11 protein-coding genes are annotated in these 14,789 nt (G+C 51.4%); 8 read left to right on the plus strand and 3 right to left on the minus strand.

Annotated features, from left to right (window positions below; all coding sequences use genetic code 11):
* Positions 1-432: 432 nt before the first annotated feature.
* The 3 genes from BLS62_RS02095 to BLS62_RS02105 all read right to left on the minus strand — a co-directional run bounded on the left by BLS62_RS02095 (position 433) and on the right by BLS62_RS02105 (position 3,282).
* Positions 433-1,125: an RraA family protein gene (locus tag BLS62_RS02095; protein ID WP_093176268.1), complete on the minus strand. Its 693-nt coding sequence runs from the start codon at positions 1,123-1,125 to the stop codon at positions 433-435.
* A 37-nt stretch (positions 1,126-1,162) separates the two neighbouring features.
* A complete protein-coding gene (locus BLS62_RS02100; RefSeq protein WP_093176272.1) occupies positions 1,163-2,374 on the minus strand; it encodes a mandelate racemase/muconate lactonizing enzyme family protein in 1,212 nt (403 codons plus the stop codon).
* Between the two features lie 107 nt (positions 2,375-2,481).
* Positions 2,482-3,282, minus strand: coding sequence for a FadR/GntR family transcriptional regulator (locus tag BLS62_RS02105; protein WP_093176276.1), 801 nt, complete (start codon positions 3,280-3,282; stop codon positions 2,482-2,484).
* A 535-nt stretch (positions 3,283-3,817) separates the two neighbouring features.
* On the opposite strand from BLS62_RS02105, the gene BLS62_RS02110 reads away from it, so the two are divergent.
* From BLS62_RS02110 to BLS62_RS02145, 8 genes are all read left to right on the plus strand, one after another.
* Entirely contained in the window at positions 3,818-4,879 is a 1,062-nt protein-coding gene (locus BLS62_RS02110; RefSeq protein WP_093176280.1) for an NAD(P)/FAD-dependent oxidoreductase, read from the plus strand.
* A gap of 201 nt (positions 4,880-5,080) precedes the next feature.
* Entirely contained in the window at positions 5,081-5,845 is a 765-nt protein-coding gene (gene fabI / locus BLS62_RS02115; protein WP_093176285.1) for an enoyl-ACP reductase FabI, read from the plus strand.
* Positions 5,846-5,864: 19 nt separating this feature from the next.
* Positions 5,865-8,144, plus strand: coding sequence for a DUF3141 domain-containing protein (locus tag BLS62_RS02120; RefSeq protein ID WP_093176288.1), 2,280 nt, complete (start codon positions 5,865-5,867; stop codon positions 8,142-8,144).
* Between the two features lie 11 nt (positions 8,145-8,155).
* Positions 8,156-9,541, plus strand: a complete 1,386-nt coding sequence (locus BLS62_RS02125; RefSeq protein ID WP_093176292.1) for a bifunctional enoyl-CoA hydratase/phosphate acetyltransferase — start codon at positions 8,156-8,158, stop codon at positions 9,539-9,541.
* On the plus strand, positions 9,538-10,698 hold the full coding sequence (locus BLS62_RS02130) for an acetate/propionate family kinase (RefSeq protein WP_093176296.1): 1,161 nt from the start codon (positions 9,538-9,540) through the stop codon (positions 10,696-10,698). The genes BLS62_RS02125 and BLS62_RS02130 overlap by 4 nt, the downstream gene beginning before the upstream one ends.
* A gap of 69 nt (positions 10,699-10,767) precedes the next feature.
* On the plus strand, positions 10,768-11,265 hold the full coding sequence (locus BLS62_RS02135) for a GNAT family N-acetyltransferase (protein WP_093176301.1): 498 nt from the start codon (positions 10,768-10,770) through the stop codon (positions 11,263-11,265).
* Between the two features lie 381 nt (positions 11,266-11,646).
* Positions 11,647-14,118 carry a beta strand repeat-containing protein gene (locus BLS62_RS02140; RefSeq protein ID WP_093176305.1) on the plus strand — a complete coding sequence of 824 codons (2,472 nt, stop codon included), beginning with the start codon at positions 11,647-11,649 and terminating at the stop codon, positions 14,116-14,118.
* A gap of 11 nt (positions 14,119-14,129) precedes the next feature.
* On the plus strand, positions 14,130-14,642 hold the full coding sequence (locus BLS62_RS02145) for an invasion associated locus B family protein (RefSeq protein WP_093176309.1): 513 nt from the start codon (positions 14,130-14,132) through the stop codon (positions 14,640-14,642).
* Positions 14,643-14,789: the final 147 nt, after the last annotated feature.

Genomic DNA, 14,789 nt, shown 5'->3' on the forward strand with positions numbered 1-14,789 from the left:
CTCTCTCAGTTTTCATAGCTCTCCCAGTGTGCGCGGCGGTTACTACCTGCCCGGGGTAACCGTCGCAATCACTGGGCGCATTGTTATTTCTCTGCGTATCCGACTTGTGCGTTTTGGATGATTTGTGCCCCAAGCCTTTGCCAAAAGTACTTTCACGCCTTCAGTGCAAGCTCTTCAGGAGCAACGCGGAACCAAAGAGGCTTGCAGTAAATATCTGGAAGGCAATCTGGAGCGAGCGATACATGTTGAAGAACATTCCTACGATAATATTGCTGACGGATGCTTTTCCCGAAATCGCGGAGAAAGAAAATGCGTTTCAGGAAACCTGCAAATAATTCAGATGAATTGAAAATCACCCACCGCTGCAGTTTTTCCCCGTAGCGATGGGCGGTGTCTGGCGGTTGTTATGGACACACACCCGCCAGCAAGGGATTACATGACGCCGTATTTCTCAAAGGCGTCTTTGGTGGTCATGCCGTTTTGCAGGGCGATTAGAACCTCCTGCTCACCGCGCGCTTTCTCAACAGCACCTTCAAACGCTGCCACTTCGATCTCTTTTGGAATAACCAGCACACCATCCAGATCACCATAGATCAGATCGCCCGGATTGATGCGCACACCGTCCATCTCAATCGGCACACGCCAATCCACCACCTTGCCGCGCGGGGCTTGGTCCTGCGCATAGGAGCCAAAGGAGGCGAGCGGGAATTTGAGGTCGCGGATTTCCCGTGTGTCACGATGGAAGCCATGCACTACAGCACCGTTGGCACCACACACAAGAGCGCGGGTTGACATCAAGCCACCCCAGAGCGCGTAGCGGTGGGAAGAACCGGCGCAACAGTAAACTTCACCTTCCTTCAAATCATCCAGCGCTTCAAACAACATGCCGAATGGTTTTTCAGAGAGTTCGCTGCGTCCCGCATAGCTTTGTGCGAAAACATCTGCTTCCAGCACTGGCATCGCCCGGCCAATGATAACCAAGTCATCATCAATTGGCTTGAGGGAGGGGGAGAGAAACTGTTTCTGATAGTCCAGCTTATCAAGAACATCGCCCACCAACGCAACAAACAGCTCATCGCGTGCCAGAGCAAATAGCTCTTTGTCTGAATTCCAATAGTTCGGCATGTTGTTTTTCTTATGTGCCCCAGTTGACCTTTGCAGTTCAGGTGCAGCGGGAGCCGGTGATCCGAATGGTTGCGTCGCTACGCTCAAACACTTTTGGTGAGAGAGAAATGCCAAGCCCCGGTGCCGTTGGTGCGAGCAGGTAGCCATTTTCAAACACAGGAAGACCTTCCATCAGGTCGCTGTACCACCCGAAGTAAAAGGCCCGTACCATCTCCTGAACCAACGCGTTTGGCAGGTTGATGGAAAGGTGAACGGCAGCTGTCAAAAGGCCCGGTCCGGTGCAATCATGTGGGGCGACAGGCAGCTCATAAGTCTCTGCCATGGTGGCGATTTTTTTGGCTTCTGTCAGGCCACCGCACCACCCAATATCAAGCATACAAACGTCCGTTGCACGCTTTTCAAACAGCTCGCGGAAGGACCAGCGGGTGGCAAGGTTTTCACTTGCCGTCACCCAAGTATCGGCACGTCTTGCGTATTCGGCAAGTGCATCCACATTGGTCATTTTGATGGGGTCTTCGAGCCAGTACACGTTGTAGGGCTTTAAGGCACGGGCAATCTTTTCTGCCATTGGCAGGTTCCACACACTGTGCAATTCCACATGAATGTCCATGGCATCGCCAACAGCTTCCCGAATCTGCTTGAACGGCCGCAAGCCTGCTTCCAGATCTTCCGGCGAAATGTCGGTGCCGTTGGTCTTGACGGCGAACTGGTCAAACGGCCAAATTTTCATGCCGCGAATGCCCATGTCCAGCAAGCTTTGCGCCAGCGGTCCGGCATCCGTCAGGAAGGCCTCCAAGTCTTCATAGGGGCCATCGGAAACGGATTCCGTGCTCCAGTCTTCCGTGGTGTTGACCTGTTTGTCTTTCACATACTGGTAGCCAGCGCAGGTGTTGTAAGCGCGGATTTTCTCGCGGCTTTTACCGCCAAGCAGCTGGTGAACCGGCACGCCGAGCGTTTTACCTGCAAGATCCCACAGGGCAATATCAATGGCAGAAGCAGCCCGCATTTCTGCGCCGGTGGAGTTGAAACCGCAAATCGGGTTCAGCAACAGGCGAGAGATTGCGTCGATCTGGGTTGGGTCACGGCCAATTAACTCATGAGCCAGCGTTTCATGAATGAAGCCGCAAACAGCTTCGGTTCCGTAAAACGTTTCCCCAAGGCCAAAGCTGCCGGCATCTGTGTGCACGCGAACCCAGGTTACATTGCGGAATTCTTTGAGATTGATTGTTTCAATGCCCGTGATTTTCATGGCAGGTCCCGGTTTATTATTGTTTTTGAAAGGGAGTATTATGAAGGCGCACACCATGTACCGCCTCCGTTCCTATTTGTAGTGCCTACTGAAACTTGCTGCTGAACTTACTCAGCAACGAAATCGTCATTGGCCAGACCGCTTCCCATTGCGACATGAGCCAGTGAGTTTTGTTTTATTTCCTCGTTCAGATCACTCAGCTCGAGGTCAAATGCCGCACGATCGATGATGCTCTCACATGCCTTGCGCGCCGCCTCTGCATCCCGCAAACGAATAGCTTCCAGAAGGCGGCGATGACGCTCTAATGAGTCACTGAGCTCCGTTGCTGCTTCGGTTGTTTTTTTGATGAGGAAGAACACCGCAGGCTTTGTGCTGCGCCCGATTTGGACCCAGACCAGATTGTGACTTGCTTGATAAATGGCTTCATGAAACTCGGCGTCAAATTCTTGGAAGTGCTTACCGCGGTAGATCAACTCGTCATTTTCAATGGCAGCTTTCATGCCGTACCACGCTGTCTCAATCTGCATCAGATCCTTGGCGGTGGCGCGGCGGGCCGCTTCCATGGAGATGTAGGGCTCAACGGCTTTACGAAACCGGAAAATCTCCTTGGCAAAAATTAGAGTATCGCGGCCATATTGCGTGATCCATGTGGTCACCTGAGGGGAGAGGATGTTCCAGTCCTGATAGTCCTGAACACGGGTTCCGAGGCCCGATATTCGCACAATAATGCCGTGGCTGGTGAATGTGGCCAATGCGCTGCGAACAGTTGCTCTACTCACACCAAACTGTTCTGTGAGGTCCAGTTCTTTTGGCAGAAAATCACCCAGCTTCAGATCAGCAGAAAACAACTGCCGCGCCAGTTCCTCGGTGATCTGATCTCGGAGGTCTGGTGTCGTTGATAAGGCCATTGTTCCGCAAGTCCCATCATTATCATCAGTATGACGGCGTTAATTTAGGCCATGTCTGACATACGAATATATATGTTGAATTACCTATTTTGTAAGTTATCATTCAAATAGTCCATTGCATTACCATGGGGTAAACTATGTTAGCCACAGTAGAACACACATGATATACTTAATTTCATTCTATGTATGTTGTATTGATTGGACTGACTGGGCACGTAAAAGCGGCGCACCTACCTCGGATATGTCAGGTAAGCTGCCCCAAACTGCGACACTTATCTGAATGGCATTGAGTGTTTAATGCATTCCTCCGGGATTTCTATAAAGTTAGGCTTGGCAATACTCAGTTGGGTGCAGAGCAATCTTGGTATGAGGTGCAAATATACCAGTGCGTCCGGATAATTCTGTTTGCTTCTGTTTCTAGGCACCATGAATTCTGGTAGGCTCAGTTTCTATAGTTATTGTTTGTGATTTTCCATAAAACCACTCTGGTGTCGCCACGTATTTCAGGCCAGAGCCACCTTTGGATGGGGCACATATGCCAAATTTGACCGTCAGCGTTGTCGGAGCCGGAATTACGGGCGCTATGATTGCCTACAAGCTGGCTTGTCAGGGATACACGGTGACGCTGTTTGAGGCAGCAGGCAGTGTGGGAGGCGATGTTTCCCGCATGTCATTTGGGTGGATCAGCCACATCTGCCGCGATCCGGCAGAAGATCCAGAAACATTCGCTCTTCTCGTAGACGGAATGGAGCGGTACAGAACCCTGAATACAGAGCTGAATGGCTCCCTGTTTGGCCCGCAAACTGGTTCGATTGTCTGGCGCAAGACGCCGGAGCAGACAGATGCGCTCATCAAGTGCCACAAACACGCGGGGACACAAACCCGTCCAATCGGGTTATCGGAGTTGCAGACCTACCTGCCAGCACTGGCAAACCCCCCCGAAGTCGCGGCCCACACGCCCAACGATTTTGCGTGGTATCCCCCGCGCGTCATTGCCCAGCTGGTCCATGCCTTCAAGGCGCTTGGCGGGGAAGTGGTGCTAAACAAACGCATTTCGGCACTAAAAGCCGCTCAAAGTCGTTGCAAGGGGATCATAGTTGATGATCGTGTCCATGCCAGTGATTTCACTGTATTGGCAGCAGGTGGGACAAATGGTGTCCTTATCGAACGGTTTGAACCGCAGCACGAACTGTACACGTCCCCATCAACCTATATCGAGTTAAGCGCGGATTTGCCGGAATTCAGTTCGGTTTTACAAACACCGAGTGTGGAGCTTCGGTCATTGGGGTCCGGGCGCTTTGCTATGGCAGAATACCCGCCAACTTCTGATGATCCTGCTGAATTGAAGCGGATAGGAGAGATCACAGCACAGGCGGTGAGAGATACCTTCCTCAAAGCTGGTCCTGTGGAGGTTTTATCCATTCAGGTTGGGCAGCGTCCTGCTCATACATCCAGCTCGCCGCTTGCCCGCCCAATTGAGGGCATGGACAACGCGTTTGTGGCTGGCAGCCATCCCGGTGTCATTCTTGCTCCCCTGATTGCGGAGCGCATCTGCCAGCAAATTTCAGAGAGACTGCCTGTTTCTGCAGTTTTCTAGTTTTTATAGGATGCATAAAAGTATCCAATTGTTAGATTCAATTAATCATAGAATAGTATTTAGTTACCTAGAATAAACCCCTATTAGTTGTTCGATTAGGCAATTTATTTACTAGGTTTCATTCCTTAGTTTTCCTTATTTCTCCTGTATGTCTATTCCTAGTAAGCTTGCTTTCCTCGCAGGACACAGGGTTATGACCATATGTTTTCATTAGTGGGCAAAAAAGCTCTTATTGTTGGGGTGGCAAACAACCAGTCCATTGCATGGGGATGCGCCAAAGCTATGAGGGCTCAGGGCGCGGACTTGGCACTCACGTACCTGAATGACAAAGCCAAAAAGTATGTGGAGCCACTCGCGCAAGAGGCTGGCGCGGCAATCTTCGCGCCGCTTGATGTGACTGACCCAACACAGATTACCGCGCTGTTCGATCAGATCCGGCAAGTCTGGGGATCGCTGGACATTCTGGTCCACTCCATCGCGTTTTGTCCGCAGGATGATCTGCATGGCCGTGTTGTTGACTGTTCCGCTGAAGGGTTTGGCCTCGCGATGGACATCTCCGTCCATTCATTCCTGCGGCTGATCAAACAGTCAGAGCCGCTCATGGGCCCCGGTTCCAGCGTGATGACAGTGACGTTCCATGGATCTGAAAAAGTCATCAGCCATTATAATATCATGGGCCCTGTCAAAGCGGCACTGGAAAGCACCACCCGCTACGTTGCCGCCGAGCTTGGGCAAAAGGGCATTTCCGTCAATGCGCTCTCGCCCGGCCCATTGGCAACAAGAGCGGCCAGCGGCATCGCAAGTTTTGATGAAATGCTGGCGGATGCCACCCAAAGAGCACCCACCAGAACACTCGCAACGATTGAGGATATAGGCGCTTATGCGGCCTTCCTCGCCAGTGATGAAGCCAGGAACATCACCGGAGCGGTACACCCCATTGACGGGGGCTATCGCATCATAGGCTAGGCACGGACCGAGGTGAATTATGCAAGTTGAACTCTTTACCAAGCGAACAGCCGAGTACTTTGCAGCGCTCGCGGAACAGAACCAGTTTTTGCAGGTGGCGAACTCTCGGCGGTCCACACGGCTGGTCAATGACTTCCAGAAAAAGCAAAAGAAGACCATCGCAAAAGATCAGGTCTTCCAGCAGTCCTGGTTGCACTATCAAACCCCACAGAAAATCTATGAGGCATGGACAGATTATCTCAAAGATTCCAGTGAACGAACAATCCTGACTTTTGAAGCCCTGCGCGAAAGCAGCGATAACTATTATGAACATCAGGCCAAGGGATGCCCTCCGGTCCTCATTTACGATTATGAGGTGATCGTAGAAGGCCGCAATTTGCCCCGCCCGTGTAACTACATGCTGCTGAAGGTCCTTCCGCCGGAAGGGGTGGAGGTGCTGGATTGGAAACGCCCTTATGTGATCATTGACCCACGTGCCGGCCACGGGGCGGGCATTGGCGGGTTTAAAGATGACAGTCAGGTTGGTGTGGCCCTGCGAGACGGACACCCGGTTTACTTTGTGGCCTTCCATCCAGAGCCGGAACCAGATCAGGAACTGGCAGATATCACCCACGCAGAAGCCGCGTTTTTGCGAGAGGTTATTTCTCGCCATCCGAAAAGCCCAAAACCAGCTGTGGTCGGGAACTGTCAGGGCGGATGGGCCACGGCCATTCTTGCCGCCGTCTATCCAGACCTTGTTGGGCCAATTGTGCTCAACGGCGCGCCCATGTCCTACTGGAGTGGCAAGATGGGGCAGGACCCCATGCGGTATTCCGCCGGTCTGTCAGGCGGTATTGTTCCGGTGCTTTTATCTGCTGATATGGGCAGCGGCATTTTTGATGGCGCCAATCTGGTGCAGAATTTCGAGATGCTCAACCCGGGCCGGAACTGGTATCGCAAGTACTATAACCTTTACAGCAACATCGACAGCGCAGAAGAGCGGTATCTGGACTTCCAGAAATGGTGGGGCGGCTTCTATTACATGACGGAGTCGGAGTTCCGCTGGATTCTGGACAATCTGTTTATCGGCAATAAACTGGCGAAAAACGAGGCGTTTCTTGAACCGGGTCGGCCCATTGACCTAAAAACCATCAAGTCACCGATCATCGTGTTTTCCTCCTATGGAGATAACATCACCCCGCCCGATCAAGCCCTCAACTGGATCGCGGATACGTACACAGATGAAGCGGAGATCGAGATCCTCGGTCAGCGTATTCTCTATATGATCCATGATGTGGTCGGGCATCTGGGTATTTTTGTCTCCTCCAGTGTTGCCAAGCGGGAGCACACGCAAGTGGCCTCCACGCTAAAGACCATCGAGGCCATGCCTCCCGGTCTTTATAAAATGCAGATTGAGGAGCAGAAGGGCGAAGGGAGTGATGCGAAATTCAAGGTCAGCTTTGTCCGAAAAACCATTGATGAGATGTTGAAGGAAACCGGTGAACGTGATGAGGAAAAGGCATTCGCTGGCGTCGCCCGTTTTTCCGAGAGCTGTGAAGAGATGTACGACAGCTCCATTGGCCCTATTTTAAAGACCATGAACAGCAAACAAGTAGCAGATAGCGTGCGCGACATGCACCCGATGCGGGTCGCCAATGGTGCATTTGCGTCCACCAATCCGTTTATGTTCTTGCCGTCCTTGGCCGCAGCCACGGTAAAACAAACACATGAGGTGAGCCGGGAGAAGACGCCGTTTCACTATTTTGAGGAGCTGCTTGCAGACAACATAGAATATGGCTGGGATTCCCTGAAGGATATGCGTGAGGCGTATATTGAAAACTCGTTCCTCGCGGTATGGGCCTCGCCGCCCGCTGTTGAATACGGCAAAGCACTATCGTTCCGACGTCCAAAAGTACCGATGCAGGATCTGCATGCCCTGACCTCCATTCAAAATGCGCTCAAGAAGATTGAAACGGGCGGTGCCGTTGCTGCCATCGTACGCATCGTACTGATGATTGCAGATACCCGCACAGAGGTGCGCGGCGAAAAGCTGGAGCGGTTCAACGAGGTTCTGACCACGTGGGAACCTTTCAAATCCATGGACCCAAAGGAACGGAACTTCCTTATCCACGATCAAACGCTCATTTCCCGGTTTGAGATGCAGGCGGGTTACAACGCGCTGCCAACCCTACTGAAAAGTGAGAAGGATAAGACCTTTGCCTTTAAAACCGTGTCCTACATTATTGGACCAGAAGAGAACATGGCGCCGACGTCTCTTGAGCTGTGGCAGTGCTTAAAAACCACGCTTAAATGGGGTTAGGAAGGGTTGGTATGACGACCTTCAAAAATACGCCTTATGACCAGATTGAAGTGGGTATGGAAGCCAAGCACGAACGTATCTGCGCGGTTGATGATTTCTACATCTCCGCCCATGCCTCTGGCAATCTGAACCCGCTCCACCTGCCTAAGGAGGACCGGGATGGGGAGGACAGTGGCAATTATGAAGGCGTTGCACCGTCACTTTGGGTCGCCAGCCTGATTTCTGCCGTGTTGGGTAATCAATTACCCGGCCCGGGCACGCTTTACAAAAGCCAGAACCTGCGGTTTCTGGGGCGGGCTTATGAGGGAGATCGTTTGATCTCAACGGTGACGGTAACTGAGAAACTACCCGATTACGTGGTAAAGCTCGCTACCACAGTCCAGTGTGCCAACGGCCAGATGATTGTGGAGGGTGAGGCAGAGGTTATAGCTCCGCGCACCAGTAAAGTCTCCAAGGGCGTCAAGCTGCCCGGCCTGACTGTGCGCAGCCATGAACACTTTGACAGACTGCTGGATCTGGCACGGCCTTTGCCGCCGCTAATAACTGCAGTTGTGGTGCCTGAAGATCGCAAATCCCTTGGCGGGGCTTTGCTTGCAGCAGAAAATACGCTGATCGAACCGATCCTGATTGGTTCCAAGGCCAATATTCTGGATGCGGCCGACCGTCTTGGTAAAGACCTGGCCCATTGCGAAATTATTGATGTGGCAGGCCATAAGCAAGCGGCAGCCAAGGCTGTTGCCATGGTCCGAGAAGGCAAAGCCCAAGCGATTATGAAGGGTCAGCTTCACACCGATATTCTGCTCTCGCAGATCGTTAAACGCGATAAGGGGTTGCGTACGGATAGCCGGCTCAGCCATGTGTTTGTCATGGATGTTCCGGGCCTGGATAATCTGCTGTTCATCACAGACGCTGCTATTAATATTGCACCTGATCTGGAAGCGAAGGTCGATATTGTTCAAAACGCGATCTATCTGGCGCAGGCCCTTGGTTTGCAGCAACCAAAAGTTGGTATCCTCTCTGCTGTGGAGACAGTCAACACCAAGATCCCGTCCACCATGGATGCAGCTATCCTTTCTAAGATGGCAGAGCGCGGCCAGATCAAGGGCGGTATTGTTGATGGGCCGCTGGCCATGGACAATGCCATAGACGTTGACGCAGCAGTGACCAAAGGCATTACCTCACTGGTTGCCGGCAGGGCAGAAGTACTGGTTGTGCCCAATATGGAATCTGGCAATATGCTTGCAAAGGAATTGGCCTTTGTTGCCCATGCTGAGGTGTGTGGTGTGGTTATGGGCGCGCAATGCCCGGTGATCCTCACCAGCCGTGCAGATGACGACAAAGCCCGGTTAATGTCTTGCGCTGTTGCGCTGTTATACGCTGCGAGCCAGAAAGCATGAGCTTTTACTTCACCCTCAATACCGGATCCTCCTCCGTTAAATTCGCGCTTTACAAAGCGCAGGAGGAACCAGACCTTTTCCTCACCGGTAGGATTGAGCGGCTTGGCCCTTCAGCACGGCTGATCATGGATGTGCCGCATGAAAGAGTGGTGCGAGAGCTTGGCGCAATTGACCATGCCAGTGCAGTGGTTTCCATCCTCTCCAAAATTGAGCCTTATCTGGAAGATAAGCAGATCATCGGCATCGGCCACCGCATTGTCCACGGGGGACGGGCCTTCTTTAAACCTGAGATCCTGACTTCCCAAGTGATACAGGAACTGGAACAGCTCATTCCGCTTGCGCCATTACACCAGCCCTACAGTCTGGCAACAATCCGCGCGGCGATACAAGCGTTTCCAGGTGTCGTGCAGGTGGGCTGCTTTGATACGGCCTTTCATGTTGGCCACACGTTCGTCAACGACGCCTTTGCCATCCCGCGTCATTTTTATGAGGAAGGCGTGCGCCGCTATGGGTTCCACGGGCTGTCGTTCGATTACATCTGCGGCGAGATGCGCAAAAGATATCCAGAGGTGGCCGATGGTCGCCTCGTGATCGCACATTTAGGCAATGGTGCTTCCATGTGTGGGGTGGAAGGCGGGCGCAGCATCAACGCCAGTACCAGTTTTTCTGCCGTGGACGGCCTGCCCATGGGCACCCGCTGCGGGCGGTTGGACCCGGGTGTGATGCTTTATTTGATGCAGGAAAAAGGGCTGTCTGCTGAAGAGATCACAAGCCTCATCTATCTCAGAAGTGGCTTGTTGGGGCTTTCCGAGGAATCCTCCGATATGCGCGTGCTGGAAAATTCCGAGGAGCTGTTCGCTAAGCAGGCAATCAACTACTACACCTATCAGGTCCGCCGCGAAGTGGGTGCCATGGCTGCAAGTCTGGAAGGGATTGATGCGTTGATATTCAGCGCTGGCATCGGTGAGAATTCAGCCCGTGTACGCTCCAGTGTTTGTGAGCCTCTGGAGTTCCTCGGCATCACCATTGATCAGGAAAAAAACAAGGCCAATGCGATCGAGATTGGCACCGGCTCGGTTCGCGTCTTCGTACTCCCAACAAACGAGGAACAGGTGATCGCTCGTGCCGTGGCAGAGGTTTCTCCGAAAACTCAATAATCATCCTCTGTGCAGGGGGATAGCTTCGCGCTAGTTTAGGGCATATTTTCATTTATTGAGTTTGATGTCATGTCCTCGCTTGCGCCCTTTATTACACTTCGCCAACTCATCCCTGATGACTTCATGGATGTGGCTGTTCTCCTCAACGAGCTGACAGAGGGCGTTCCCGTTGCCGATAGGGACGAGGACCGCTCGCATTTTAGCAAACTCCTCAGCCATGAAGGGACCAGCATTTTCGGGTTGGAACTGGAGGGTACAATCGTCTCCTGCGCCACGCTGCACATCCTACCCAACATGACCTACGGCGGACGCCCTTATTGCCTCGCGGAAAATGTTGTCACCTTGCGCGCACATCAGGGCAGGGGCTACGGCAAATTGGTGATGAACACCCTCAAGGAGGCCGCGTGGTCAGCTAATGCCTACAAGATCATGCTGCTGACAGGGCAGGACAGAGGCGTGAAGGGGTTTTATGAGAGCCTTGGCTATACGGCAGACCAGAAGTTCGGCATGGTCCTGCGCCGTGTCCCAACCTACAAACCACCACAGGCGGAACACACCGGTAGATAAGAAATTCTAATGGGTGTGGTTGCAAGGGCAGAGCAATAAGAGCTCGCCGCTTGTGGTGCCTTCGCCAATCATCTCTCAATATCCGATACCTCACCAGGTAAATGAAATGGCTATCTGGTGGTTGGTATTTTGTAAGAATTCTATTATTTTGATCTGATGAAATGTCTCGAAACGATTTTTTGATACATGCATAGTTAATATTACCGTATAGTCATGAAATACTTGGCAAGCCTAAGTTTAAGTTGCATGCGGCATATTTAAGTTCACAAATTCTACCTCTTATACTTAAATATTAGTATCAATATCTACCTAAATTTACTCTATATAAATTTAACGCTGGTATTTATCTCGATATTACAAAAAACATATTCGGGATATCAGATGAGCTTGAACCGTATATTCCTAACAATAGCAATATTAATTGCAACGAGTTCGGCTCAGGCTGGAAATTTATCTGTTCCGTATTTAACGGATGGGGGCGGTCACGCCGAAAAAGATGAACTCAATCCCGTTCTCGAAGATATTGTCGATGAAATCAACGACAATGACAGTCGCATAGATGGCTTTCAGGCTGGGATAGATGCAAACACCGTGACCAGTGCTGCCAACAAAACCAAAATCGGCAATGCCAGTAGCGGTCTGACAAAATCCGTCAATGATACAGCAGCCGCTGCCACAACAAATACGGGCAATATAAATAGCAATAGTAACAGCATCAGCACAAACACGACAGCTATCGGCAACACCACCAGCGGTTTGACAAAATCGGTCAATGACAATACGGGCGATATAACCAACAATTTCAATAAGATCAGTACAAATACGACAGCTATCGGCAACGCCTCCTACGGTCTGACGAAATCGGTCAACGACAATACGGGCGGTGTAACCAACAACGCCGGTAACATCACCACAAATGCGGGTACGATCGGCGAAAATGCCTCTGCTATTAGCGCTATCGGCGCAAAGATTGGTGATCTCTCTCTTCTGCGAACAACAAACAGAACGGATATTGTTTCTGCGGTCAATGAGATTGACACAAATACAGATGCGAACACCACTGCGATTGCTGCTCAAGCCTCCGCTATAAATACGAATACAGCGGCCATTGGCAACGCCTCCAGTGGTTTAACAAAGCAGGTGAATGACAACACCGCAGCAGCGACAGCCAACGCAACGACCATCGGCACCCTGTCATCCCTCACCACCGCCGACAAAACCAGCGCTGTTGCTGCAATCAATGAAGTTGATGACAAGACGACAACAAACGCGGCGGACATCGGAACCAATACGAGCTCTATCGGTACTCTAACATCCCTAACCACAGCGGATAAAACCAGTACTGTAGCCGCTATCAATGAGGTTGATGCACAAGGTACGGTGAACGCGTCAACGATCCTCACGAACACCGGTGCTATCACGACCATAAGTGGTAGCGTTGATGTAAACACAGCCTCCATTGGGGATCTGACAACGCTCACCACGACGAATAAAACCAGCGCTGTTGCCGCGATCAACGAGGTTGATGCACAGGGCAAAACGAACGCATCCGCGATCGTTGCAAACACCGGTGTTATCAGTGCCAACACTGGCAATATAACAGCCAATGCAGCAACTATTGGTACTTTGTCATCACTGACCACCATTGATAAAACGAGCTCCGTTGCCGCCATCAATGAAGTAAACGCTAAGACAACCACAAATGCAGCAGGCATTGGAGCCAACACAGCCGCCATTGGCGATCTGACAGCGCTCACCACGACTGATAAAACCAGTGCTACTGCCGCGATCAATGAAGTTGATGCACAGGGCAAAACAAACGCATCCGCGATCCTTGCAAACACAGGTGCTATCAGCGTCAACACCGGCAATATTGCAGCCAATTCAGCAGCTATTGGCACTTTGTCATCACTGACCACCATTGATAAAACGAGCTCCGTTGCTGCTATCAACGAAGTAAATGCTAAGACGACCACGAATGCGGCAGGCATCGGAGCCAACACGGCCTCCATTGGAGATCTGACAACGCTCACCACTACTGCTAAAACGAGCGCTGTTGCCGCGATCAATGAAGTTGATGCACAGGGCAAAACAAACGCATCCGCGATCCTAGCAAACACCGGTGTTATCAGTGCCAACACTGGCAATATTACAACCAATGCAGCAGCTATTGGTACTTTGTCATCACTGACTACGATTGATAAATCGAGCTCCGTTGCTGCCGTCAACGAAGTAAACGCTAAGACGATCACGAATGCAGCAGGCATCGGAGCCAACACGAGCGCTATTACGGTCAACACCACGGCCATTGGGGATCTGTCCACCCTTGGCACGGCGGACCAGACCAGCGCTGTTGCAGCCATCAACGAGATCAAAACCCAGATTGGGGATCTCAGTACACTCCCGACAACCAGCCAGACCTCGATTGTTGCAGCATTGAATGAAATGCATGGAATGATCACGGCCAGTGGCGGAGGTATTGGCGACCTGACACAGCTCACGACCATTCACAAAACGGATGCGGTGAGCGCCATCAATGAGGTGCATACAATTGCCCGGCAAAACACCCGTGATATTGCCAGTAACACCAGCCGGATTGAAATCCTAGAGGATGATGTGAAGGATGTTGAGGGCGGCGTTGCTATGGCGATTGCAATGGCCAATGCAATTGTCTTGCCCGGCGGTAAAAACGGGTTTTCTCTTTCCGGCAGTTATGGCTATTTCAAAGGCAACTCGGCGTTTTCCATGAAGGCGGCGTACATGCCTACAGATAATGTGGGTGTTGTCGCCTCCATTGCGACTGATCTGGGGAATGAAGTTGCCGTGGGTGCCAGCGTCGGGATTTCCTTTTAGGAGGCTGAATCATGAAGCCAGCTCAATTATTGTTCCTCCTTACAACACTGCTGACCTTTTTAGTCTGCCCAATTGCCTCTGCTCAAAACCCTAAATCGCAGTGGAACGTGCAGTGCAGTGAAACACTGTGCCAGCTTTATGCCGAGATCCGACATGAAGACCAAACGCTGTTTCACTCCATTATGTTTCGCAAATTCAGCGGGGATGTTTTTGCAGGTGTTATGACCTTTCCGTTTGGGACCTACATACCGGACGGTATTGTTGTGAAGGTTGACAAACACCCAGCTATCTCTGCAAAAATAATTACCTGTACTGCGATAGGATGTGAGGCTGCCTTCAAAGCCAGCAAAGAAGTTGTTCGTCTATTCCAGCGTGGCAAACGTATGTCTGTCATTTTGACTCGAGCGACAGACAGAAAACGACTAGCTCTGCATTACTCGTTAGATGGTTTTACCAAAAACTGGAGGCAGTTTGCCTCTCATATGGCAGTCCAAACATCCCAACTCAAACGTGGGAAGCATTAAGGTTAGGGGCGGGCCTCTATTTTTGCGTAGCAACGCAGGAAACTCCTTAACCTTACAAAGCAACGCACACAACAACGCAAACGCCCACAGGTTCTCTCACTACCAATTTCAAATCAAAATACCTATGTGAATTCAATAGCTTGACTC

Source organism: Pseudovibrio sp. Tun.PSC04-5.I4 (genome assembly GCF_900104145.1).
Taxonomy (GTDB): Bacteria; Pseudomonadota; Alphaproteobacteria; order Rhizobiales; family Stappiaceae; genus Pseudovibrio.